This window comes from Neorhizobium sp. BETTINA12A, from assembly GCF_023006485.1.
GTDB lineage: Bacteria > Pseudomonadota > Alphaproteobacteria > Rhizobiales > Rhizobiaceae > Neorhizobium.
This window is the reverse complement of sequence record NZ_JALBGW010000011.1, coordinates 38,581-61,359: the sequence shown is the minus strand read 5'-3', so window position 1 is coordinate 61,359 and position 22,779 is coordinate 38,581. Positions and strand designations below refer to the sequence as shown.

The window sequence follows — 22,779 nt, the reverse complement described above, 5'->3', positions numbered from 1 at the left end:
CTAACACTTTGGTAGACGTACTAACCGGCTTACTGAGCGTATAAAACTTGGCGCGGGCGGCATCGCGCGCCGGGTTTGCCGTCGCCAGGCCAGAACCCGGTTTGGCTGGATCGGTCGGGGGCACGACATGCAGATGAACCACGTATTGCCGAATGCGATGTACGTCGTGCGAAGGTCGATCGATCGGACCATAGTCGAGCCGTTGCGGCGCAGGCAGTTTGCAAGAGAGAGCGACGTATTCACCCACCGCACCAATCGGGGATACATCTTCAACCTCGATCCTGCACAAAGTATCGACGAGGCTATCTTCGTCGAAGGCTGGTTTGAGGGACGGTTTCTGGAATTCCTGCAAGGCCGCTTCGAGCCCGGTGCGGTCGCGCTCGATATCGGCGCGAATATCGGCAACCATGCCATTCACCTCAATCGAGACTTCGCCGAGATCCATTGCTTCGAACCCAACCCCGACGTCTTCAGGCGGTTGACCGAGAACATTCGCTCGAACCGGCTCGATAACATCCGACTGCATCAGGCGGCTCTCGGCGATTGCGACGACACGCTCATGTTCCGCGAAAATCTCGAAGGCAACCTCGGCGCCAGCGGCTTCGTGGAGGATGACCGGCCATCGGGACATAGCCGTATCCTGCGCCTGCCGGTTTTCGAAGCGGACAAGCTCATCCGGCGCCTCGGAATAACCAGGGTCGATTTCATCAAGATAGACGTCGAGGGGTTCGAGCTGCGGGTTCTGAAAGGACTGCGTTCGACGATCGCCTTCAACCGGCCGATCGTGTCCTTCGAGTTCCATGGCCATCTCGCGGCACCGGACGACTTCGGCAAGCTCGCCGCCTGCCTGCCGGATTACCAATTCTATGATCTGGAATATGCGCCTGAATCGGCTTCCACGCTGGAAAAGCTGAAATGGAACTTCCGGCATGGCGGCGCACCGGTTCTGAACCGGTTCGACCGTCCCGAGCCGCGCACCTACGAAAACATACTGGCATTCCCATCACAGGATACGTTCAGCCGCTTCACGAACCGCCCTTCGGCCGCCCTTGCCATTTGAACCGATCCCCCGGTACCCGCCAGACAAAAGCCCCGGATCTCTCGATCCGGGGCTTCGATATCAAGAACTGCCTGACCTGTGATCAGAGCTTGCCGTTTCGCTGCTGGATCATCATGAAGGTGTCGTAGGTATATTCCGACAGCTGCATCCAGAGATAGGCTTCCTTCTTGAAGGCGACCTGATCTTCGTAGACCTTCTTGAAATCGGCATTGGTCGCCGAGATGTCCTTGTAGACCTCGAGAGTGGCCTTGTAGCAGGCTTCGAGGATTTCCTGACTGAAGGGGCGAAGCGTCGTGCCCTGCGAAACGATCTGCTTGATCGCCGTGGGGTTCTTCACGTCGTATTTGCCCATCATGTTCGTGTTGGCGAAGGCGCAGGCATCGGTCAGCGCCGCCTGATAGGCCTTCGGGAGCGCGTTCCACTTTTCCAGGTTGACGAACGCATGGATGGTCGGGCCGCCTTCCCAGAAGGCCGGATAGTAGTAGTACTTGGCAACCTTGTAGAAGCCGAGCTTGTAGTCGTCATAGGGGCCGACCCACTCGGCCGCGTCGATCGTGCCCTTTTCCAGCGCCGGATAGATGTCGCCGCCGGCGATCTGCTGCGGCACTGCGCCGAGCTTTTCCAGCACCTTACCGGCAATGCCGGCGATGCGCATCTTGACGCCCTTGAAGTCGTCGACTGTGTTGATTTCCTTGCGGAACCAGCCGCCCATCTGTGCGCCGGTATTACCGGCGGGCATGCCGTAGATGTTATGCTTGGCATAGAATTCGTTCATCAGCGTATTGCCGTTGCCCTGGTAGAACCAGGCATTGTTCAGCCGGGCATTGAGGCCGAACGGGATGGCGGTGCCGATCGCGAATGTCGGATCCTTGCCGACAAAATAATAGGAGCAGGTATGGCACATTTCGACCGTCGAATTGCTGACGGCGTCCGCTGCCTGCATGGCCGGCACGATTTCGGCGGCGGCAAACGGCTGAATGGTGAAATTGCCATCGGTTGCTGCGGCGACATGCTTGGCGATGTCTTCCGCGCCGCCATAGATGGTGTCCAGCGACTTCGGGAATGAAGACGTCAGACGCCAGGTGACTTTTGGGCTCGACTGCGCGATGGCCGGAGCGGCGAGCACCGTGGCGGCAGCTGCACCGGCGCCGGTCACGGCAGCCTTTTTGAAAAATGAACGACGATCCATGAAATACCTCCCAGTAAGACAACCGTAGGGCTTATCTGTTCCCACTCCCCCCGGTCCTGGGGCGAGGTAAACATTTTGGTCTAGCGGTTGCAAGCGCCGGAGCTAATATTCCTCAATGCGGGAAGGTCTTTTATCGTTAGACTTTCGTAGCGTCCCGCCGAAACTGGATTCACCAGACATTTCAAAGGGGCAATGCTTATTCTTTGGGCAACGCCCGACCCGGAAACACGCCTCCAACTTGACTTGAACCGGCCTCCCGCGGCACAACGACATCAGACGCTACAGCATGCTTCGTTGGAGAGCCTGATGCCGAAACCGATCGTCGCCCTGCCCGCCGACATCCGCCAACTGGATGGAGCGATCTGGCATGCGTCGCCGAACCAGTATGTTCAGGCGGCGCTGAAAGTGGCGGACGTGATGACCTTCATCATCCCGGCTTTCGAAGAGGGCAACGAGACCGACACCATCCTCGACCGCGTCGATGGCGTGCTGGTTTCAGGATCGGCGACCAACGTCCACCCCTCGCTCTATGGCAGAGAAGCGACCGACGGCGACGGCCCCTTCGATCCGGCCCGCGACGCGACCTCCATGCCGCTGATCCGCCGGGCGATCGACCGCGGCATTCCCCTGCTCGCCATCTGCCGCGGCATCCAGGAACTGAACGTCGCATTGGGCGGGACGCTGGCGAGCGAAATCCAGGACCAGCCGGGCATCTGGGACCACCGCAAACCCGACGTGAAGGAGCGCGACGGCATGTACGCGATCCGCCAGCCCGTTTTCGTGGCCGAAGGCTCCTGCATCGCCAATTATCTGGGCCTGGCGGGCGAGGTTCAGGTCAACTCCCTGCACCGCCAGGCGATCGCCGAAACTGCCCCTCGTCTGAAGGTCGAAGCGACCGCCGAGGACGGCACGATCGAGGCGGTTTCGGTCATCGACGCCAAGAATTTTGCCGTGGGCGTGCAATGGCACCCCGAATACTGGGCCGAAACCGACGCACCGTCGCGGGCGCTTTTTCACGCTTTCGGCGAAGCCGTCCGCGCCTATGCGGCCCGCAGGACGCTGACCAACGTGGCGGCCTGACGCTCGCGACGTCGCGGCCTGATGCCGGCAAAGCAGGATACCGGGAAACCTACTTATCGTCCTCCCCCGGCCTTTCCCCCGCCTCCACATAAGCAAGCTTCAGCATGATCTGCGAGGCCTCGATCAGCGTTTCGCGCTCATCCGGGCTGAGGCAGGCTTCGATTGCCTTTTCCAGCCAGGCGCGGCGGGCGCGGATATCCTCGGAAAGAACCGTGCGACCGTGAGGCGTCAGTGCCAACTCGATTTCGCGGCGGTCCTGCCCGTTGCGACTGCGGCTGATGAGGCCGTCGCGTTCCATCGCCGCGACGATGCGGGTGACTGATTGCGGCTGCAACCGCTCCTCCAGCGCAAGGCGCCACGCCGGCATCGGCCCCAACCGATGGAGCGTGGCGAGCATGGCGATCGTCGACAGACTGACCGAGCCTTCCGCTCGCGCGGCGCGCAGCCGGCGGCCGAGCAGCAGCACACTGCGAACGATCAGCGTCGAGGCGTCGTCACTGGACATATGATACGCATTGCGTATTATTATGCCATTGCTCAATCGCGAGCCCGAGGGATGGCGGATGGAAAAGACATTCAATCACGTTGCCGAAGCCTTTCGCTGGTCGACGGAAAAAGAAGTGACGGCGATCGAGATCGTCGTTTCGGCGCTTGCCATGGCCGTGCCGGCGCTGCTGGTCGCAAAGGGTCATCACATGGGCCTCGGCCTCGTCGGCGGCATGGCGATGAGCGGAACCGTAGCGCATGGCAAGTTGAAGGTGCAAGCCGGCAGTGCGGGTGCTGCCTTCGCCACGCTGGCGATTGCCGCAGGGCTTGCCTGCCTCGTCGGCCGCCTGGGCATGGCAGGTCAGGCCGCGATGCTTTCGCTGGCGGCGATCGCCGGCATCGTCGGCGGGTTCGACCGGGCGATGGTGGCGGCGTCGATGCGGTTCGTCTTCTATCTCATCATGGTGGGCGGCATCGTGGCAACGACGAGTGCCGATCCGCTGCTGATCTTTGCCGTCGTCATGAGCGGCGCGCTCTTCGCGGCGATCCTGCACATAAGCATGTCCGCCGTCGTCGATCGCATCCGCAAGCCTGAAGAAAAGCCGGTCGAAGCCAACCGTGCCCCGACCGCCAGGCAAAAGTTCAATCGGCTGAAACGCTCGCTGGGAGAATGGGCCGGCTGGCAATATCCGATCCGGCTGGTCCTCAGTCTCGGCGCTGTTTTGCTCGCGCACGCGCTTTTTCCCTCCCACGACGTTCACTGGGCGGCGCTGACGCTTGTGCTGCTGGTCGAGCGCCGGCCGGAGCGCATGCCGCGGAAGACGACGCAAAGGGTGATCGGTGTCATCTTCGGCGTCTGCTGCGCAGGCCTGCTTTCATTCCTGGCTCTGCCCGCCTGGGCGGATGTGCTGAGCATCGCCGTTCTTGGCGGCTGCCGGCCATTCCTGCGGGCCAGGAACTATCTCGCCTATTCGATCGTCATGACGCCGCTGATGATGATGGCCATGGGCACAGCCGATCAGGTTCTGACGGCCGCCACATTATGGGACCGGCTCTACGCCACCGTCTTCGCCGCATGCCTGGTGCTGTTCGTCAATCGGGTGGCGATCTTTCTGTGGCCGGAGACGGCAGCACCCGTCGCGGCCTAAACCCTTGGCCGGTGCACCCCGGTCGACTGACGGATGCGCATTTCCGGCTTGATCAGATGGATACCGTCCGGCTCGTGGCTGCCGGCAAGGCGGTCGAGCAGGGCGCGCGCCGCAAGCCGGCCGACTTCCGTCTGGCCGTTCCAAACCGTCGTCAGCGCCGGTGTCGCGATCGACGCCTCTTCCAGATCGTCGTAGCCGGTGACGGAGATATCGTGGCCGGGCAACAGTCCGGCGCGGGCGACACCGTTCATCAAGCCGATCGCCACCAGATCGTTCCAGCAGACCGCGGCGGTCGGCTTCTGCGGCAGGGAAAGGAAATGCACCGCCGCCTCGAACCCGCCCTGCTTCGAACGGGGGCCAGGGATGCGCAGGTTGGGATCCACCTCGATGCCCGCCTTGCGCAGCGCGTTGACATAACCCTGATAACGGTCACGGCCGGTCGATGTCTGGTCCGTGCCGCCGATCATGGCGATGACCCGATGCCCGAGGCCGATCAGATGGTTGGTGGCAAGCGAAATGCCGTAGCTATCGTCGCCGCGATAGGTCGGCAGCTGGACGCCTTCCATCGAACGGGCAACAAGGATGGCCGGCATGCCGTTCTCCTCGGCGAGCCTCATATCCTCGATCGGCGTGCCGATCGCCGGCGACATGATCACCCCGTCACCACCGAGCTGCAGCAGCGTTTCGATGAAGGTACGCTGTTTCTCGACCGAATCGTAATGGTTGGAAAGGATGAAGGTATGGCGGCTGCGGTCGAGCTCGCTTTCGATCGCTTTGAGGATTTCCCCGTAGAACGGGTTCATGATGTCGTGCACCACGACGCCGATAATGCCGGAGCGCGAGGTGCGCAGGCTGGCTGCTCGGCGGTTGTAGATATAACCGAGGGCTCTAGCCTGTTCCTTGATTTTTTCCCGGGTATCGGCTGCCACAAGCGGGCTGTCGCGCAGCGCGAGCGATATCGTGGCAGTTGAAAGACCGAGGCTTTCGCCAATCGTCGACAACTTGATCTTTTGCGCCATTTCCCCCACCCGCAATGGCCGGCATCGCTATCCGATGCTCGAATTAAACTTTAAATAAACAATTTAATTCCGTGCGACAATCCTGTGACGGGGAAAATTTGGAGGGAAATCAGCCTCTGTTGTCGGAGGATTCGGACTGAAGATTTTGTTCGACGGTTTTCAAGAGCTTGAGGAGGGTTCGGATCTCCTTGTCGGAGAGACCTTTTGCAGCGATCGAGCCGCATTCGGAGACCGAGCGGCCGATCTGTTCGACGGTCTGCAATCCGGCTTCCGTCAGATGCACCTTGGTAAGACGCCCGTCGGTGCCGTCGGCGCGGCGTTCGAGAAAACCTTGGGCTTCCATGCGGCCGATCGTGCGGGTCATGGTCGGGGCCTTGACGCCGAGCCGGATGGCGAGCTGGCCGGGGGTCATGCCGTCTTCTTCCGCAAGGATCAGGATGACGCCGTCCTGGCCGGCATAAAGCCCGCTTTCGCCGAGGCTGCGGCTGAGTGCTGTACGCATGGAGCGGGCGGCCTGGGTGATCGCCGGCGCAAGGTCGGTGGCCGAAAGGCCTTCCAGTTCCTTCTTCTTGCCGGACTTGGCTTTTTTGTCGCCCTTCTTCTTGCTCATTCGCTCCGCCCGTTTTGCCCTAAAGAAGTAGCCGTTATATCTGTGGCGCGCTATCCATATCGAAACCGGGAAACCACCGCCAGATGTCGCACCCTTCGCCACGCTATCATGACAATGATACGACACTTGCGTCCACAGAAAGGCGAGACTGGATCGCCGTCCTGCCGCTCGGCGCCCACGAGCAGCACGGACCGCACCTGCCGTTCGAGACCGACACGCTGATCGCCGAGGGCCTCGTCGCCCGCCTGATCCCTGCCCTGCCCGCCCACCTGCCGGTAACGTTCCTGCCCACGGAGCCGGTCGGTTATTCGATAGAGCATATGGATGTCGCCGGTACGAAGACGCTTGGCTTCGACGAAGCCGTTTACCGCTGGCTCGGCGTTGCCGGCGATCTGCACGCCAAAGGCATCCGTAAGCTGGTGCTGCTCAACGCCCATGGCGGCAATTCGCCGCTCATGACCATTGTCGCGACCGAGGCGCGGGTGCGGTTCGGCATGCTGGTCGTCACCACGAGCTGGACCCGCTTCGGCCAGCCCGCCGGCTGGATCACCCCGGAAGACAAGGCCGTCGACATCCACGGCGGAGACATCGAGACTTCAGTCATGCTGGCGCTCCATCCGCACCGGGTCGATATGGCGAGGGCCGAAAACTTCCCGTCCCGCCAATCGGATTTTTCCGGCGATTTCAAACATCTGCGCGCCTACGGCCCGCACGCCTTCGGCTGGAAGATGTCCGACCTCAACCCCAAGGGCGTAGCCGGCAACGCGGCCGTGGCAACGGCGGGACGGGGGGAACTGCTGGTCGCGCATGCTGTGAAGGGGATTATCGAGCTGCTGGAGGATGTGGCGCGGTTTGATGTGGGAACATTAAAGGATAGTTGAATCGACGGCATGACGAGCGTATAGTTGGACTATCTAATTGGTCCAACGGAGCACATCGTGGAAATTTCAGTGAGTGAAGCCAAAGCAAGTCTGACTGAACTCCTTCATCGCGCGGAGGCTGGAGAAGATGTTGTTCTCACGCGAAGAGGTCATAAGATTGCAAGGCTTGTACCCATTGAGCCGGAACTGACGCGTGATCAACGCAGAGCGCTGATCGAAGAGATCAGAGCAATGGCGCCTGCACCCGATGGCAACGACGTACCCGCGGAGCGAAGCCAGGATTTTCTCTATGGTGACGATGGCCTGCCGGCATGATTGTGGTCGACACGTCAGCGTTGATCGCCATCGTCAAGAATGAAATTGGTGCCTTTGACTGCCAAGAGGTGCTCACGAGGGAATCGAAGGTCCTCCTCAACGCCGCCACTCTCACCGAAGCACTGATCGTGGCTCGTGGAAAGAAATGCCTGGCTGGTCTTACCAACCTGATTGACCGGCTTCCCATTACCATCATCGAACTGGATGTTGTAAGAGCAGAACGGGCTGCGGCCGCTTACGCTCTGTTCGGCAAAGGCTTTCACAAGGCTTCGCTCAATTTCGGCGATTGCTTCGCTTATGCGACGGCCAAGGAATTCAATTGTCCGCTTCTCTATGTCGGACAGGACTTCGCCAGAACGGACGTGGTTTCCGCAATCGCGACGCCGTCAGCGTGAGCAACAAGATCACCCGGCATCGGTCGCAATTCCGATGTGATCTTATAACATACAAACCCTTTGAACTCGTCCCGGCTTGCCCTTATATGAGACGAACAAAGCTTCCGCGCCGATCGGGCGCTCTCAAGTCCTCGAGGTTTTCATGACCGAAACAGCCACCGTCAAGCCCGTTCCCGTCACCGTGCTCACCGGTTATCTCGGCGCCGGCAAGACGACGCTCCTCAACCGCATCCTCTCCGAAAGCCACGGCAAGAAATACGCGGTCATCGTCAACGAGTTCGGCGAGATCGGCATCGACAACGACCTGATCGTCGAGTCGGACGAAGAGATCTACGAAATGAACAACGGCTGCGTCTGCTGCACCGTGCGGGGCGACCTGATCCGCGTCGTCGAGGGCCTGATGCGGCGCCCGGGCCGCTTCGACGGCATCATCGTCGAAACCACCGGCCTTGCCGATCCGGTGCCGGTCGCCCAGACCTTCTTCATGGATGACGACGTGCGCGCCAAGACCGAGCTCGATGCGGTCGTCGCACTCGTCGATGCAAAACACCTGCCGCTGCGCCTGAAGGACAGTCGCGAAGCCGAAGACCAGATCGCCTTTGCCGATGTCGTCGTCATCAACAAGACCGATCTCGTTTCCTCGGAAGAACTGGCGATCATCGAAGACGTCGTGCGCGCCATCAACCCGACCGCGCGCGTCTACAAGACCACCCGTTCCGGCGTCGATCTCGCCCGCGTGCTCGACCAGGGCGCCTTCAATCTGGAGCGCGCGCTCGAAAACGATCCGCATTTCCTCGACCACAGCCATGACGACCATGTCTGTGGCCCGGACTGCGACCATGACCATAGGCATGACCACCATCATCATGATCACGACCATCATGCACATGACCATGATCACGATCATCACGGCCATGATCACCACCACCATCACCACGGCGAAATGTCGCCGATCCATGACGTGACGGTGAAGTCGATCTCGCTGCGCGGCGGCGAGATGAACCCGGAACGGTTCTTCCCCTGGATCCAGAAGATCACCCAGACGGACGGCCCGAGCATCCTGCGCCTCAAGGGCATCATCGCCTTCAAGGGCGACGAGGAACGTTATGTCGTGCAGGGCGTCCACATGATCGTCGAGGGCGATCACCAGCGGCCGTGGAAAGACGGCGAAAAGCGCGAATCGCGCCTCGTCTTCATCGGCCGTGATCTCGATGTCGACAAGATCGAGAAGAGCTTCAGGGCATGTGAGGTAGCGGCATGACGCCGAAAAGTGTGAAGCGGTTTTCGGACCACGTCATGCCCTGGAGAAATGCTGCCTGATGCCGACAGTCGCACCGCTTGATCTCGAAGGCCATGTCGTCGCCGCGCATTTCCTCGGCGACGTCCCATTCTTCGCCACCGCCGCCGGCACCATCCACCGCCTGGATGGCGGCGAGAAAGTCACCGAGGCCCATCAGGGTCTTCTGACCTGCATCCGCGATCCCTTCAGCGCCACGCTGCTGACCGGTGGCGAGGACGGCAAGGTGATGCGCATCGGCAGCAATGGCGAGGCAACCCTGATCGCCGAAGCGCCGCGCAAGTGGATCAGCGTCGTCGCCGGCGGCCCGCAGAATGCGGTCGCCTATGCGCATGGCAAATCGAGCTTCGTGAAGCAGAGCGACGGCACGCTGAAGGAATTTCCCGAGGAGCGCAGCGTCGAAGGCCTCGCCTTCGCCGGCAAGGGTCTCAGGATCGCGGCTGCCCGTTACAACGGCGTCTCGCTGCACTGGGTCGGTACCAATGCGCCGCCGGTCGATCTCGAATGGAAGGGCGCCCACAACGCCGTCACCTTCTCGCCGGATGGTCGCTTCCTGGTGACGACCATGCAGGAAAACGCACTCCACGGCTGGAAGCTCGACGGCAAGCCGGGCGAAAACCGCCATATGCGGATGACCGGTTATCCCGCCAAGGTGAAGTCGCTCTCCTGGTCGCCGAAGGGCAAATGGCTTGCCTCGTCGGGCGCGCCGGCGGCAATCGTCTGGCCATTTTCGGCAAAGGACGGCCCGATGGGCAAGGCGCCGCAGGAACTTGGCACCCGCGCCAATATCATGGTCACGTCGGTGGCATTCCATCCGGCCGAGGAAGTGCTCGCCATCGGTTTCATCGACGGCATGATCCTGGGCGTGAGGCTTGCCGACGCAAAGGAAGCGCTTCTACGCCGGCCCGGCAAGGGCGGCATTACCGGATTGAGCTGGAGCGCCAGCGGCAAGCTCGTCGCCTTCTCCTCCGATGCCGGTGATTGCGGCGTCATCGATATCGCAGCCTGAAAGCTTGCAGCACGAATAACCGCGGCGGAAAAATCTCCGCCGCGGCCTGGTCCATGCGGGGATGAGCAGGCAGCGTGTATGAAGTGGTATGGGTGTCAGGCTTTGCTGCCTGCCCGATCGCTCCGGTGTTTTCCGAAAGGCGGGTAACGGATGGTCTGGATCCGAAACCTTGAACCTTGCGGCGGTCGGCGCCCTGACGGCGCCTTCCTCACCTTTACGACCATCACCGGACACCGGATGCTCTCCGTGGAATGCGACCCGGTTCGCGACCCGGCTCCCTGCCCTGTGACGCGCCCAGTATGGCCGCACCGGCACAGGCGGGGATGACGCAGGGATATTTCGACGCGAATTTGCTTCAAACGAAAAGGGAATTTCTGCTCGCCGCTGCGAAATCGTCCCCTCGTTCACGCCGCCTGGCGGTCTTCCTCGAACGTATCGATGCCGTCGCGGCCGTTGCGCTTGCGGGCATAGAGCGCCTGGTCGGCCCGCTGCAGCAGGCTTTCGAGATCGCCGGGACCGCATATCTCGGCCGCCACGCCGATGCTGAGTGTCGGTTGCACGACAAGGCCCTCCATTTCGGCGAGGGAAGCGGCAAAGGCGGCGCGTATATTCTGGGCGGTCTCGACGGCTTTTTCGACCGGGCATCCTTTGAGCACGATCACGAACTCGTCGCCGCCCTGCCGCGCGAAGAGGTCGTGGCTGCGCAGGTGCGGGGATGCCGAGGAGGCGAACCGCCGCAAGACCTCGTCGCCAACCCCATGACCATGCGTATCGTTGAGCTGCTTGAAACGGTCGACATCGATGAGCATCAGGGCGACGGGCCCCGGCTCGAGACCAGCATAGGAGCGCATCAGCCCGCCGCGGTTGAGCACGCCGGTCAGGGCGTCGCGATCCGCCAGGTAGCTGAGCTTGTTTCCCGCCCGTTCGGCCGCCATCAGATTGATGACGATGCTTCGCAATGCCAGGAAGGGCGCCGCCCAGAGCCCAAGCCAGGCATCGGCGCCGTTGCCAGGGGCAAACAGGCCGCCTTCGCCGATCCAGCCCGTCACCGCCAGAACGGCGCGCGCTGCAAAGATGGCGGCAGTCGGCAGGTAGATCGCAGCGACCAGCCATGCCGACCGCAGCCTCTCCTGCCGTGCAAGGCGAATACCCTCCAGCATCACCAAGAGGTCGCCGAGAGCGCAGACGAGCGAGAAGATGGCGATGCGCGGCGCGGTACTGGCATCGTCACGCCACAAGAGGATCAGCGGCGCCGAAAGAACGGCAAGGATCAGCCAACTCAGGCCCCAACGGGCCGGACGGCCGCCGAAAAGCCGGACGGAGACGATCAGCAGCAGATAACCGACCAGGATCAGGTTGTTGCCGATCAGGATCGAGACGACGTCCGGCAACACGTTTCGCAGACCGACGCTGAACAAGCCGGCTCCGATGACGATGCCGCTGGCGCTCCACCAGAACAGCCAGCGTTCGAACCGGCCGCTGGAATAGGCGATCATCTGGACGATGCCCAGGACCGAGCAGGTTATAGCCGAGACGATATAAATCGTCCGCAGATCCAGCATGAAACACCCCCAATGGCGACGCGGGGCATAATAGCGTTGGGCGGTTACGATTCGGTTTGTCCGGTCGTTCAAGTTTATACGAACTGGCTTCAAACGATGCGGACGGCGCCGATGATTTCGGCGAGCAGGTTGTGCAGGTCGTCGCGATAACCGCTGCGGGCTGAGGGGCCGCTTTCGTCTGACGTCATCACCACGGTGAGGCCGAGCGACGGCACGATATAGAGCATCTGCCCGCCATAACCCCAGCCGAACCTGACCTCCTCGCCGCCGATATTGCGCAGGAACCAGCCGTATCCGTAACCGTCGCCGGAAAAGCGCGAATTGGTGCGCGGCGTCCAGGACTGGTCGATCCAGTCCTTCGAGACGACCTGGCGGCCGTCCTTCGTCTTGCCGCCGCGGCGGTAGAGTTCTCCGAAGGCCAGTAGCGAGCGGGCGGCCATTGCCATCTGGTTGCCACCGAAATAGATGCCTTGCCGGTCTCGTTCCCAGGACCCGATCCGGAAACCGTCGACCGGCTCCAGCCATTCGCGCGCCAGCGCCAGCGTCGATTTCTTGGCGACTTTGGTGAGGATCGCCGAGAGCAGATGCGTCGAGGCGGTGGAATAGAGCATCGAACCGCCGGGATCGTCGTCGAACGGCTGTGCGAGCGCGAACTGCACCCAGTTGCGGCTCGCAACCCAGCGGCCGTAGTTCGGCCCCGACAGCCGCCCGAGCCCGGCCTGCATCGAAAGCAGGTTACCGATGGTGATCGCGTGGATGCGCGGATCCGGATCTGCCGGCAGGTCAGCCTTCAGGATCGGCGCGATCTTCTGGTCCGGACCTTCGAGCAGCCGGCGGTCGATGGCGATGCCTGTCAAAGCCGAGATGATCGACTTCGAGGCCGACTTGATATTGGTGGAGGCGTCCAGCGAATGACCGTTGAACGCCTGCTCGGCAAGCATCTCGCCACCACGGGCGACCAGAACGACCTTCAAGGGCTCCAGTTCCGCCGCACCGCCGAGCGCGGTATCGAGCGTCAAGGGCGGCTGCGGCACAGGTGCCTGGGGCGCGCCCTGGGCAAGGCTGCGGGCCGCAGTCAGAGCGAATGGCAGGGACAGGAGGGTTGCGCGGCGTGTGATCATGCAGCGAAGCTAGGACGGCCAGGCGGCCAAGACTATGGCGGAAAGGGTGGATTCACGCAGAGATGATGGAGTGTGAAGCTCCTTCCTCCGCGCATGGACAACCGAATACGCGGCTTGCCCCTCACCCCGCCTCCGCTTCGCTCGGCGCACCCTCTCCCCGCAAGCGGGGCGAGGGAAACCGCGACGTCGCGGCACATATCCTTCTCCCCGTCCTGACGGGGAGAAGGTGCCGGCAGGCGGATGAGGGGCAAAGCGACAGCCGCGACACCCCATTCCCGAAAAGCCATTCTCATCCGCGGTGGAGCGAAAACAGAAAGCAGTGTATTGGACCATCCCGACCGTCTTGATCGTTGCGTGCCCGATTCTCCCTCACTGGACCGGACCCGCAGCGCCGGGACAGCCGTTTATACGATCGGATACGACATGGCCAAGGCACCCAAGACCGAACATTCCGAACTCGCCGGCGAATTCACCGACGACGGCATTACCGTGCTGGTCGATATCTACCGCCCTGCCGGCACCCAGGGCGACTGGACGCTCGAAGTCATCACCGAAGAGGATGACGTCACCACCTGGGAAGAGCCGTTTCCGACCGACCGTGAGGCCTTCGACGAGTTCCTGGCGACTGTCGAGCGCGACGGCATCCGCTCCTTCTTCGGCGAACCCGAACCCAATCCCGCGGTACATTGATGAAGAATGTCGAAGACCTCACCACATCCGCCAAGACCATGCACGACCGTTATGCCTCGGGCCGCATGGACCGCGAAATCGTCCGCCAGTGGGTGTTGGGGCTGAGCATGTATCCGGAACCCTATGGCCGGCACATCCAGGAGGCGGCCGCATGGTTCAAGCCTTCCCGTGACGACCTGGATCCCGTGGAACTGAAGATCGCCGACCTTGCCAAGCTGCACGCGATCTATCGGCCGTAAGACATCTCAAAGTCCCGCTTCGGCAAACACCTTGACGATCCAGTCGAGGAAGACGCGCACCCGCGGCGAGAGCTGGCGGTTCTGCGGATAGAGCGCCGAAAGCGGTGTCGGTGACGGCGGGAAATCGGCAAGCACCTCGACGAGCACGCCCTCGTCGATATCCCGCTGCAGGCGATAGCGTGGCGCCTGCATCAGCCCGAAACCGCGGCGGGCGAGATCGACCATCGTATCGGAATTGTTGACAGTCAGCCGGCTTGGAAGGGTGACGTAGCGCACCTCGTCGCCGACCATGAATTCGAGCGGCATGATCTGGCTGGTGCGCGACGACAGGAAGCCTATGGCCAAATGTCCCTCCAGCGCATCCGGTGACTTCGGAAGCCCGTGTTTCTCGACATAGGCGCGGCTGGCGCAGGTGATTTCGGTGATGGTTCCGAGCCTGCGCATGATCAGCCCGCTGTCGTCGATCTCGCCTGCCCGGATGACGCAGTCCACGCCTTCGCGAACGAGATCCACCAGCCGGTCGCCCTGGCCGATCTGCAGATCCAGCAGCGGATAGCGGTCAAGAAACTCGTGAAGGCGCGGCAAGAGGAAGGTGCGGGTCAGGAACCCGTGCGCATCGACCCGCAGCAGGCCGCGCGGCTGCGCGTCCCGAAAGATGTTCTCCGCCTCGTCCACCTCCGCGAGGATCGCGAGGCAACGCTCGTAGAAGGCCCGGCCGTCGAGCGTCGGGGTGACGTAGCGCGTCGTCCGCTCCAGAAGTCGCGTGCCGATCCCCTCCTCGAGCTGTTTGACCGCTTCGGTGACTGTCGAACGGGCAAGGCCTAGATCCGCGGCCGCAGCGGAAAAACTGCGCCGTTCGACGATCCGGACAAAGAGCTGCATGCGGTCGAGGCGATCCATGGCCTTGTTCACCACAGGCGAATTCTGATGTCAATTCGCCGCCAATTGTTCTTAAGCCGTGTCAGCAATATCTCCTGCCCACCAACCAAGGAGAGATTTCATGACCACCAACGGACAACGCGTCGCGATCGTCACAGGCGCTTCAAAAGGTATCGGCAGAGCCATTGCGCTCCGCCTCGCTGAAGACGGCATCGCCGTCGTCGTCAACTATGCGACCAGCCGGCAGGCCGCCGACGAGGTCGTTGCACAGATCGAAGCGGGCGGCGGCAAGGCGGTCGCGGTGCAGGCGGATGTCGGCAGCCCGACCGCTGCCGCAACCCTGTTCGACGCCGCCGAACAAAGCTTCGGCGGTGCCGACATCCTCGTCAACAATGCCGGTGTGATGCGGCTTGCTCCGCTCGCCGAGATGGACGACGAGACTTTCGAATTTCAGCTTGCCACAAACCTGACCGGCACGTTCCGCGGCATCCGAGAGGCAGGCAAGCGGCTGCGCGACGGCGGCCGCATCATCAACTTCTCGTCGAGCGTCGTCGGCGCCTACGGTCCGGCCTATGGCGGTTATGCAGCCACCAAGGCGGCCGTCGAAGCGATGACCCACGTTGCCTCCAAGGAACTCGGCCGGCGCGGGATCACCGTCAACGCAGTCGCGCCGGGCCCTGTCGAAACCGAGATGTTCATGACCGGCAAGTCCGACGAACTGGTCCGGAACATCGTCAAGACAATCCCGCTCAGCCGCCTCGGTCAGCCGCAGGAGATCGCCACCGTCGTCTCCTTCCTCGCAGGCCCGGACGGTGGCTGGGTCAACGGCCAGGTTCTGCGCGCCAATGGCGGCATGATCTGAAACACCAAAACCAAAGGATAGAACGATGCCATTCGTGAACATCAAGACGCCCGAAGCCGCGCTCAGCAAGGCCCAGAAGCAAGAGATCGTCCACCGCACCACCGAGATGCTGGTCGAATACCTGAGCGAGGCCGCACGGCCTCACACCATGGTGCTGATCGAAGAGGTCAAGGACGGCGGATACGGCCGTGCCGACGAGATCTACATCACCCCGGATGCCTATCGGGCCAAGGACAGCGACTGAGAAACGCAATTCACCGCGAAACTAAAAAACAAAGGCCGGCGCCACCTGTCTGGCGCCGGCCCCGTCCCCCACCGGTCTTTTTGTTTTTTTAGAAGCGGTAGGTGACGCCTGCCCCGATCAGCCAGGGATTGATTTTCGCCTTGCCGCTCAGCGGCCCGAGCACGTCGTGGTCGGCTTTCCATTTTGTTTCGAGGAAGATCTTCTTGACGTCGAAGTTCACGCCCCAGTGCTGGTCGATCATGTAGTCGAAGCCGACCTGCAGGGCTGCGCCGACATTGTTCTCGGCATCCAGATTGTGGAAGCCCGGCTTTTCGGACTGGTTGTAGAAGAGCGAATAATTGACGCCGGCACCGACATAGGGCTTAAAGGCGCCGAAATCGGTGAAGTGGTATTGCAGTGTCAGCGTCGGCGGCAGCAGCCAGGCGCGGCCGACCGGCACGCCGACGGCACCGTCTTCCTTGATATTCGCGTAGGTCGTGCCAAGGACCAGTTCGGCGGCGATATTGTCGGTGAAGAAGTAGCTGATATCGAGTTCGGGGATGACCGAATCGGAAAAGGACAGGTCGGAGCCCGCAACGCCGTTGATCGAACCGCGGTTCTCAGTGATGACGCCCAAGCCGCGCACGCGGATCTGCCAGGGGCTCTGGCCGGTAGCGGCCTCCTGCGCCACCGGGGCGATGGGAACAGGCGTCAGATCCGCCGCCGCTGCCCCGAATGCGAAAAAAGCCGCACCCGCGCCCGCGATCCATCTCAGATGCCGTGCCCCGCTCGTGTTCATGTAAGCTCTCCTTGATTGTATATCGATCTTGCGAGGAGAGGCTTAGGAGCGGGCAGCGAGAGTCGGATTGATCAGGATCAACCGCGGCCGGCGGATGCACGGCGGCGGCCTGAAAGGGAGAATTTGTCGCATGAAAAACCCCGCCTCCCCTTGGGGCGCTCCAACGGGAGTGCTCCACCGGGGAGACGGGGTCTGGGCAGATCGTCGGGGCGCAAGGCCTTGAGTGCTGAATGCCTTGGTCGAAAACTCGGCCTTTGTCAGGCCAGCTTGCGCCCGTTGGCGACGATCATGCCAGCGGCACCTTCCAGCCAGCCGGCCTTGAGTTCGAGCGCCAGGAAACGCGAACGCTCGAAGGGGCCGGGCATGACGAGATGCCGGGTCTTGTCGGCGAAGAAGCCGAACCGTTCATAATAGGCAGCATCGCCAACCAGCAGGATCGCGCCGTGGCCGCGCTTGTGAGCCTCGGTGATCGCCGCGCGCATCAGCGCAGCGCCGATGCCCTTGCCTTCGTGAGCGCAATCGACCGCAAGCGGGCCGAGCAGCAGCGCATCGATCGCCTGGCCTTCGGACGAAATGCCGGCTTCGATGTTCCAAAGCCGCACGGTGCCGATCACGTGGCCGGCGCCGTCACGGGCGACGATCGCGAGACCTTCGGCCGGCACGCGGTTGCGGCGGATCTTTTCCGACGATTTTTTGCGGCGATCCGGGCCCATGGCGCGGTCGAGCAGGGTTTCGCGGGCGACCACGTCGGCCGGAGTTTCGGCATCGATGGCGAAAGTGGAGTTGGGCGCAAAGAATGCGCGCACAGAATCAAGAACAGCGGCCATCGTGGCCTCCCGTACCCAATACCGTTATCAGCGGCGATGAAGAGGAATTGTGAATTTGCCGCCCCGGTTGGTTACGGGGCCGGCGGTATTGGATGACGCCAGTCAGGCAGGCAAAGCCGCCTTAGATGACGTACGCCTTCAGGGGGTCGAAGCCGTTGAAGGCGACGGCCGAGTAGGTCGTCGTATAGGCGCCGGTGCCTTCGATCAGAACCTCGTCGCCAATGGTGAGCGTCACCGGCAGCGGATACATGTTCTTCTCGTACATCACGTCGGCGCTGTCGCAGGTCGGGCCGGCGAGAACGCAGGGTTCCATCTCGTCGCCGTCCCGCTCGGTGCGGATCGGGTAGCGGATGGCCTCGTCCATGGTTTCGGCGAGACCGCCGAACTTGCCGATGTCGAGGAAGACCCATCGGTGATTGTCATTGTCCGACTTCTTCGACACGAGGACGACTTCAGCCTTGATGACGCCCGCATTGCCGACCATGCCGCGACCCGGCTCGATGATCGTCTTCGGCAGGTTGTTGCCGAAATACTTGCGCAGCGAAGCGAAGATCGCCTTGCCGTACGCTTCGGCAGACGGCACGTCGCGCAGGTACTTGGTCGGAAAACCACCGCCCATGTTGACCATCTGCAGAACGATGCCCTGCTTTGCGAGCGAACCGAAGACGCGCTTGGCATCGGCAAGAGCCGCATCCCAGGCATCGACCTTGGTCATCTGCGAGCCGACATGGAAGGACACGCCGTAGGATTCGAGACCCATCTGGTGCGCGTAGACGAGCACGTCGACGGCCATCTGCGGCACGCAGCCGAACTTGCGGGAAAGCGGCCATTCGGCGCCTTCGCCATCGGTCAGCACGCGGCAGAACACCTTCGCACCGGGGGCGGCACGGGAGATCTTCTCGACTTCCTCATGGCTGTCGACGGCATAAAGGCCGACGCCGAGCGCGAAGGCGCGTGCGATGTCGCGCTCCTTCTTGATCGTGTTGCCAAAGGAAATGCGGTCGGCGGAAGCGCCGGCATCGAGTGCCATCTGGATTTCGGCGACCGAGGCGCAGTCGAAGTTGGAGCCCATCGAAGCGAGCAGCTTCAGGATTGCCGGTTCCGGGTTGGCCTTGACCGCGTAATAGATCGCGCTGTCCGGCAGTGCATGACGGAAGGCGGTGAAATTGTCGCGCACGACGTCGAGATCGACAACAAGAAACGGTCCTTCGGGACGCTGGGTCTTGATGAAGTCAAGGATGCGAGCAGTGGTCATCGATCAGTCCCTTCAAAATCTCAAAGCTCCGGCTGTGAACCGGAGGACAAAGGACGGATGAGAATGCGTTCAGCCCGGTTGGTGGAGACACCGGTACCGTGAACACGCTCAAACGCGCGATAAGTGGATCAACGCTCTGCCACGAACAATGATCCGGCTTTGTCTGCCATGGATTGGAGGGAGGTCCCTACCGCACTTCCGGCAATGATGGTGTGCCTCTTCAGTAACCCCCGCTGATGGAAAGCAGGGAGAGAACAAAAAGGCCCGCACCGTCGTTGCTTCAGATGTCCTCGCATTTCCCGGATGGCCGGAATAGCGACTGGAGGGGTTAGTTCCAGGTACCTTACCGATGACCTCACCAAATAGAGGGTCGGCGGACACCCACGGGCACGTGCGACTTTGGGCTGACCGGGAGATAAGAATATTCGCGGTCATAATCAAGAGTTTTTTTGCCCCTCACCAAAATTTCGCATTGCACAATTCCGTGCTAAATCCCAACTAGGATCGACCAGACTAAAAGGGGCGACATTTGGACACTCTCACCCGCATGCGGGCCTTCATCGATGTGGTTGAAGCAGAAGGCTTTTCAGCCGCAGCCCGGCGGACCGGGCGGTCGAAGGCGCTGCTGTCGAAATATGTGCGCGAACTGGAAGACGATCTGGGCGCCCTGCTGCTCAATCGCACCACCCGCCAGTTCTCGATGACCGAGGCCGGGCACACCTATTACCGGACCGCCGCCGACATTCTCAAGGAAATCGACAATCTCGCCGACCTCGTGCGCGAGAACAACGCCGATCTCAAGGGACGCCTGCGCGTTTCCGTGCCGCGGACCTTCGTCGATGCGGAGGTTGGCCAGTCGCTGATCGATTTCGCCAAGAGCCACACCGAAGTGTCGCTGGAAATCGTCGCCGAGGACCGTTTCGTCGATCTGATCGAGGAAAATTTCGATCTCGCGATCCGAATCACCAAGCTGGAAGACTCCGGGCTGATCGCCCGCAAGCTGTCCGATTTCCGCGTCTACACCGTTGCGACCGCCGATTTCGTCGCGAAATACGGCCCGCTCGAACACCCGCAGGATCTGAACCGCGTCCCCTTCATCATCGACACCAATTCCCGCTGGCACAACAATGTCCGCTTCACCGACAAGGACGGCTCGACCATATCGGTCGCCGTCAGCGGCCCGGTCGAGATCAACAGCCCGCAGGCGACGCTACGCGCTGCCCGTGCGGGCCTCGGCGTCGCGATCATCCCCGATTTCATCGCCAATGCCTCGATCCAGTCGGGCGAACTGGTGACGCTGTTCGACGATTATATCGCCAAGGACCGCGGCATCTATGCGGTCTATCCGCATCGCCGCTACCTGCCGGCCAAGGTCAGGAGCTTCGTCGACTTCCTCTCCACCTGGTTCCGCCGCCAACATTGACCGATCCGGCTGCCCGGCGCCTCGCCGGTCCCTACGGCGAATGAGGTAACGCCTCCTCGGCTGGACGACCTATTGGCCGGCTTGCTTGAGCTTGGCTTCGATCCGCATAGTGCGGCTCAGCGTGCGAAAGTCCCGGCATCGCGGAGGATCGAGGTCCATGCAGAAAAGCCTGGCGATGTTCGTGTCGGCGCCGGTGATCGAGGCCGAAAACGGCAAGCTGGTGCTCGACAAGAAGTTCGTTTCCGGCATGGCCCTGCATGTGCAGCACTGGTCCGGGCCGGTCACCTGCTTCATCCGGCGCGGCGCGACCGACATACCTTTCGGCGGTCGCTACGATATCGGCGACCTCGATTTCCGGGTGCGTATCCTTGAGCCGGAGGAACGGGTCTCGGCAGACCATCTGGCCGACTTCGACCTCGCGCTGTTATCGGGAGATTCCTATCTGGACCTGCTGCCGCCGGCGGTAATCCGGCAAGCGAAGAGCGCGGTGGTCTATTCGATCGAATACACCCATCAGACCCGGCTGCAGATCATCTCGCTCGACGACACCCGCAGCCTGCCGCGGAAAATCTACGGCATGGCTTGGACGGTGATGCAGGAATACAAGCGCAAGCGCGCCTTCCGCGCCGCCCGCGGCATCCAGGCGAACGGTTATCCCGCCCACGCGGCCTATCACGACATGGGCGGCAGCCAGCTCCTCTACCTCGACAACCGCATGAAACCGGCAATGTTCGCGACGCCGCAGGAGATGAGCGCGCGAAAACGGCATCTCCAGAACGGCGAGCCGTTGCGGCTCATTCATTCGGGACGGCTCGAACCGATGAAGGGCGTGCAGGACCTCGTTCCGATCGCCAGGCTGCTTGACGAGAGGGGCGTCGATTTCACCCTGACGATCTACGGCGAGGGAAGCCTTTCCGCCGCGATCAACGCCGACATCCACAAGCATTGGCTTCAGGACTGTGTCTTCCTCAAGGATCCGGTCGATTTCGAGCAGGAACTCGTACCGCTGACGCGAACGGGCGCGGATATCTTCCTCAGCTGCCACAGACAGTCCGATCCCTCCTGCACCTATATCGAGACGATGGGCTGCGGCGTTCCGATCGCCGGTTACGACAACGAAATGTGGTCGGCGCTGATGATCGAATCGAAAGCCGGCTGGATCGCCCCGCTCGGCGACATCAGGGCGATGGCCGATCGATTGGCCGCCCTCGACAAGGACCGCGCATCCATTCTGGAGCGCGCCGAAAACGCGCTTCAGTTCGCCCAAGGCTGGGATTTCGAGAGCCAGTTCCGCAAACGCATGGAGCATCTGGAAAATCTGACCAGGCACTAGGCCGTAAACTCATAAACTCGGAGCCACAGGCGGATCGAGGCAAGTTGGACCATCGCGAGAAAGTTCTCGGCTATCTTGTCGTATCGGGTGGCAACCCTGCGGAAGTGCTTCAGCTTAGAGAAGAAGCGTTCTATGACGTTTCGCTCACGGTACAGCCATGTGCTGAAATATGGTTTGGTCGAGCAGATCGTCGGCAGCTTGTCCGTCATGGCTTTGCCCAGCGGTCAGGCTCAGCCGGATCGGAAGGCCTTGCCCGTCGACGGCCGCATGAGTTTTGGTCGTGAGTCCGCCTCGGGAGCAACCGAGTCAACGATCTCGATCCTGAAAGCATAAAAGCACCCAAGCAGAAAACGACCTCGCATTGGAGGCAGCCCAATGCTATTGTTAGTGCAATAGAAAACGGGGCAAGACAATCATGGATTTGGTGATTCCCGGCGCAACGAATCTCAGCCTGTTCGTCAGCGCCACACTGGTGCTGCTTCTCGTGCCGGGACCGGCAGTTCTTTACATCTTCGCGCGCTCGGTCGAGCAGGGTCGCTCTGCCGGGCTCGTTTCGATCCTTGGCATCCATACGGCCACGCTTGTTCATGTCGCCGCCGCCGCCGTGGGGTTGTCGGCGCTCCTGGCGTCATCCGCGCTAGCCTTCAGCGTAGTGAAGTATGCCGGCGCGGCCTATCTTATCTGGCTTGGCCTCAAGAAGCTTTTCGGCCCCTCGGACATTCCCAACGTCGAAGGTGGTTTACCGACGCGAAGCCGCATGCGCCTCTTTCGTGAGGGCTTTATCGTTAACCTCCTCAATCCGAAGACAGCGCTGTTCTTTCTGGCTTTCTTGCCTCAGTTCGTTGAGGTCAACCGTGGCCATGTGGCAATGCAGATCGCTTTTCTCGGGATTGTTTACACAGCGATTGGCATTCTGACGGACAGCTCCTACGCACTTGCCGCCGCCACGGCTGGCAAATGGCTGAAGCGCAGTCCCGTGTATCTGAAGGCTGAACGCTGGGTCAGTGGTTTCGTGTATATCGGCCTTGGCTTGACGGCCGCTTTTGCTGGCAATCATAAGAAATAGACCACCCGTCT

General features: G+C 61.6%; 25 protein-coding genes and 1 pseudogene. 15 read left to right on the top strand and 11 right to left on the bottom strand.

Features of this window, described 5'->3' with window-relative positions:
• Nucleotides 1-133: 133 nt before the first annotated feature.
• Nucleotides 134-1,060, top strand: coding sequence for an FkbM family methyltransferase (locus MOV61_RS05590; protein WP_247135883.1), 927 nt, complete (start codon nt 134-136; stop codon nt 1,058-1,060).
• Nucleotides 1,061-1,142: 82 nt separating this feature from the next.
• Here the strand turns inward: MOV61_RS05590 and MOV61_RS05585 are convergent, their stop codons facing one another.
• A complete protein-coding gene (locus MOV61_RS05585; RefSeq protein WP_038545268.1) occupies nt 1,143-2,249 on the bottom strand; it encodes a TRAP transporter substrate-binding protein in 1,107 nt (368 codons plus the stop codon).
• Nucleotides 2,250-2,555: 306 nt separating this feature from the next.
• Between MOV61_RS05585 and MOV61_RS05580 the strand changes: the two genes are divergently transcribed.
• Nucleotides 2,556-3,329 carry a gamma-glutamyl-gamma-aminobutyrate hydrolase family protein gene (locus tag MOV61_RS05580; protein ID WP_247135882.1) on the top strand — a complete coding sequence of 258 codons (774 nt, stop codon included), beginning with the start codon at nt 2,556-2,558 and terminating at the stop codon, nt 3,327-3,329.
• Nucleotides 3,330-3,378: 49 nt separating this feature from the next.
• On the opposite strand, the gene MOV61_RS05575 is transcribed toward MOV61_RS05580, so the two are convergent.
• On the bottom strand, nt 3,379-3,834 hold the full coding sequence (locus tag MOV61_RS05575; RefSeq protein ID WP_247135881.1) for a MarR family winged helix-turn-helix transcriptional regulator: 456 nt from the start codon (nt 3,832-3,834) through the stop codon (nt 3,379-3,381).
• Nucleotides 3,835-3,892: 58 nt separating this feature from the next.
• Here MOV61_RS05575 and MOV61_RS05570 point away from each other — a divergent pair, with 58 nt between their 5' ends.
• Complete coding sequence (locus MOV61_RS05570; RefSeq protein ID WP_247135880.1) at nt 3,893-4,963, top strand: FUSC family protein; 1,071 nt, start codon at nt 3,893-3,895, stop codon at nt 4,961-4,963.
• Here MOV61_RS05570 and MOV61_RS05565 read toward each other — a convergent pair.
• Together MOV61_RS05565 and MOV61_RS05560 are read right to left on the bottom strand one after the other, a co-directional pair.
• Entirely contained in the window at nt 4,960-5,982 is a 1,023-nt protein-coding gene (locus MOV61_RS05565) for a LacI family DNA-binding transcriptional regulator (protein ID WP_247135879.1), read from the bottom strand. The genes MOV61_RS05570 and MOV61_RS05565 overlap by 4 nt on opposite strands.
• Nucleotides 5,983-6,091: 109 nt before the next feature.
• The gene (locus MOV61_RS05560; protein ID WP_247135878.1) at nt 6,092-6,592 is read right to left on the bottom strand and encodes a MarR family winged helix-turn-helix transcriptional regulator; all 501 of its coding nucleotides are present in this window, start codon (nt 6,590-6,592) and stop codon (nt 6,092-6,094) included.
• Between the two features lie 83 nt (nt 6,593-6,675).
• On the opposite strand from MOV61_RS05560, the gene MOV61_RS05555 reads away from it, so the two are divergent.
• From MOV61_RS05555 to MOV61_RS05535, 5 genes are all read left to right on the top strand, one after another.
• Nucleotides 6,676-7,473: a creatininase family protein gene (locus tag MOV61_RS05555; RefSeq protein ID WP_247135877.1), complete on the top strand. Its 798-nt coding sequence runs from the start codon at nt 6,676-6,678 to the stop codon at nt 7,471-7,473.
• 57 nt (nt 7,474-7,530) lie between these two features.
• Entirely contained in the window at nt 7,531-7,788 is a 258-nt protein-coding gene (locus tag MOV61_RS05550; protein ID WP_038589646.1) for a type II toxin-antitoxin system Phd/YefM family antitoxin, read from the top strand.
• Complete coding sequence (locus tag MOV61_RS05545; protein WP_038545288.1) at nt 7,785-8,183, top strand: type II toxin-antitoxin system VapC family toxin; 399 nt, start codon at nt 7,785-7,787, stop codon at nt 8,181-8,183. Before MOV61_RS05550 ends, MOV61_RS05545 begins: the two co-directional genes overlap by 4 nt.
• Before the next feature lie 142 nt (nt 8,184-8,325).
• Complete coding sequence (locus tag MOV61_RS05540; protein WP_247135876.1) at nt 8,326-9,444, top strand: GTP-binding protein; 1,119 nt, start codon at nt 8,326-8,328, stop codon at nt 9,442-9,444.
• A gap of 58 nt (nt 9,445-9,502) precedes the next feature.
• A complete protein-coding gene (locus MOV61_RS05535) occupies nt 9,503-10,489 on the top strand; it encodes a WD40 repeat domain-containing protein (RefSeq protein ID WP_247135875.1) in 987 nt (328 codons plus the stop codon).
• A 404-nt stretch (nt 10,490-10,893) separates the two neighbouring features.
• Here MOV61_RS05535 and MOV61_RS05530 read toward each other — a convergent pair whose 3' ends face one another.
• A complete protein-coding gene (locus tag MOV61_RS05530; protein WP_247135874.1) occupies nt 10,894-12,051 on the bottom strand; it encodes a GGDEF domain-containing protein in 1,158 nt (385 codons plus the stop codon).
• 89 nt (nt 12,052-12,140) lie between these two features.
• The gene (locus MOV61_RS05525; RefSeq protein WP_247135873.1) at nt 12,141-13,172 is read right to left on the bottom strand and encodes a serine hydrolase; all 1,032 of its coding nucleotides are present in this window, start codon (nt 13,170-13,172) and stop codon (nt 12,141-12,143) included.
• Between the two features lie 423 nt (nt 13,173-13,595).
• Between MOV61_RS05525 and MOV61_RS05520 the strand changes: the two genes are divergently transcribed.
• Both MOV61_RS05520 and MOV61_RS05515 read left to right on the top strand, forming a co-directional pair.
• Complete coding sequence (locus tag MOV61_RS05520; protein WP_037077316.1) at nt 13,596-13,862, top strand: hypothetical protein; 267 nt, start codon at nt 13,596-13,598, stop codon at nt 13,860-13,862.
• On the top strand, nt 13,862-14,101 hold the full coding sequence (locus MOV61_RS05515; RefSeq protein WP_247135872.1) for a hypothetical protein: 240 nt from the start codon (nt 13,862-13,864) through the stop codon (nt 14,099-14,101). Before MOV61_RS05520 ends, MOV61_RS05515 begins: the two co-directional genes overlap by 1 nt.
• A 6-nt stretch (nt 14,102-14,107) precedes the next feature.
• Here the strand turns inward: MOV61_RS05515 and MOV61_RS05510 are convergent, their stop codons facing one another.
• Complete coding sequence (locus tag MOV61_RS05510) at nt 14,108-15,001, bottom strand: LysR family transcriptional regulator (protein ID WP_247135892.1); 894 nt, start codon at nt 14,999-15,001, stop codon at nt 14,108-14,110.
• A 100-nt stretch (nt 15,002-15,101) separates the two neighbouring features.
• On the opposite strand from MOV61_RS05510, the gene MOV61_RS05505 reads away from it, so the two are divergent.
• A complete protein-coding gene (locus MOV61_RS05505) occupies nt 15,102-15,842 on the top strand; it encodes an SDR family oxidoreductase (protein ID WP_247135871.1) in 741 nt (246 codons plus the stop codon).
• Between the two features lie 25 nt (nt 15,843-15,867).
• Nucleotides 15,868-16,086 (top strand): 4-oxalocrotonate tautomerase family protein, encoded by a 219-nt coding sequence (locus MOV61_RS05500; protein WP_247135870.1) that lies wholly within the window; start codon nt 15,868-15,870, stop codon nt 16,084-16,086.
• Nucleotides 16,087-16,174: 88 nt separating this feature from the next.
• Here MOV61_RS05500 and MOV61_RS05495 read toward each other — a convergent pair whose 3' ends face one another.
• The 3 genes from MOV61_RS05495 to odc2 all read right to left on the bottom strand — a co-directional run bounded on the left by MOV61_RS05495 (nt 16,175) and on the right by odc2 (nt 18,946).
• Complete coding sequence (locus MOV61_RS05495) at nt 16,175-16,864, bottom strand: OmpW family protein (protein ID WP_247135869.1); 690 nt, start codon at nt 16,862-16,864, stop codon at nt 16,175-16,177.
• 257 nt (nt 16,865-17,121) lie between these two features.
• On the bottom strand, nt 17,122-17,691 hold the full coding sequence (locus MOV61_RS05490; RefSeq protein WP_247135868.1) for a GNAT family N-acetyltransferase: 570 nt from the start codon (nt 17,689-17,691) through the stop codon (nt 17,122-17,124).
• 121 nt (nt 17,692-17,812) lie between these two features.
• Complete coding sequence (odc2, locus tag MOV61_RS05485) at nt 17,813-18,946, bottom strand: ornithine/lysine decarboxylase (RefSeq protein ID WP_038545319.1); 1,134 nt, start codon at nt 18,944-18,946, stop codon at nt 17,813-17,815.
• A 529-nt stretch (nt 18,947-19,475) separates the two neighbouring features.
• On the opposite strand from odc2, the gene MOV61_RS05480 reads away from it, so the two are divergent.
• Together MOV61_RS05480 and MOV61_RS05475 are read left to right on the top strand one after the other, a co-directional pair.
• The gene (locus tag MOV61_RS05480) at nt 19,476-20,369 is read left to right on the top strand and encodes a LysR family transcriptional regulator (protein WP_037077328.1); all 894 of its coding nucleotides are present in this window, start codon (nt 19,476-19,478) and stop codon (nt 20,367-20,369) included.
• A 157-nt stretch (nt 20,370-20,526) separates the two neighbouring features.
• Nucleotides 20,527-21,702, top strand: coding sequence for a glycosyltransferase (locus MOV61_RS05475; RefSeq protein WP_247135867.1), 1,176 nt, complete (start codon nt 20,527-20,529; stop codon nt 21,700-21,702).
• Here the strand turns inward: MOV61_RS05475 and MOV61_RS05470 are convergent.
• A pseudogene (locus MOV61_RS05470) lies at nt 21,699-22,008 on the bottom strand (transposase); the annotation flags it as partial. The gene MOV61_RS05475 and the pseudogene MOV61_RS05470 overlap by 4 nt on opposite strands.
• Before the next feature lie 109 nt (nt 22,009-22,117).
• On the opposite strand from MOV61_RS05470, the gene MOV61_RS05465 reads away from it, so the two are divergent.
• Complete coding sequence (locus tag MOV61_RS05465; RefSeq protein WP_247135866.1) at nt 22,118-22,768, top strand: LysE family translocator; 651 nt, start codon at nt 22,118-22,120, stop codon at nt 22,766-22,768.
• The last annotated feature ends 11 nt before the right edge of the window (nt 22,769-22,779 follow it).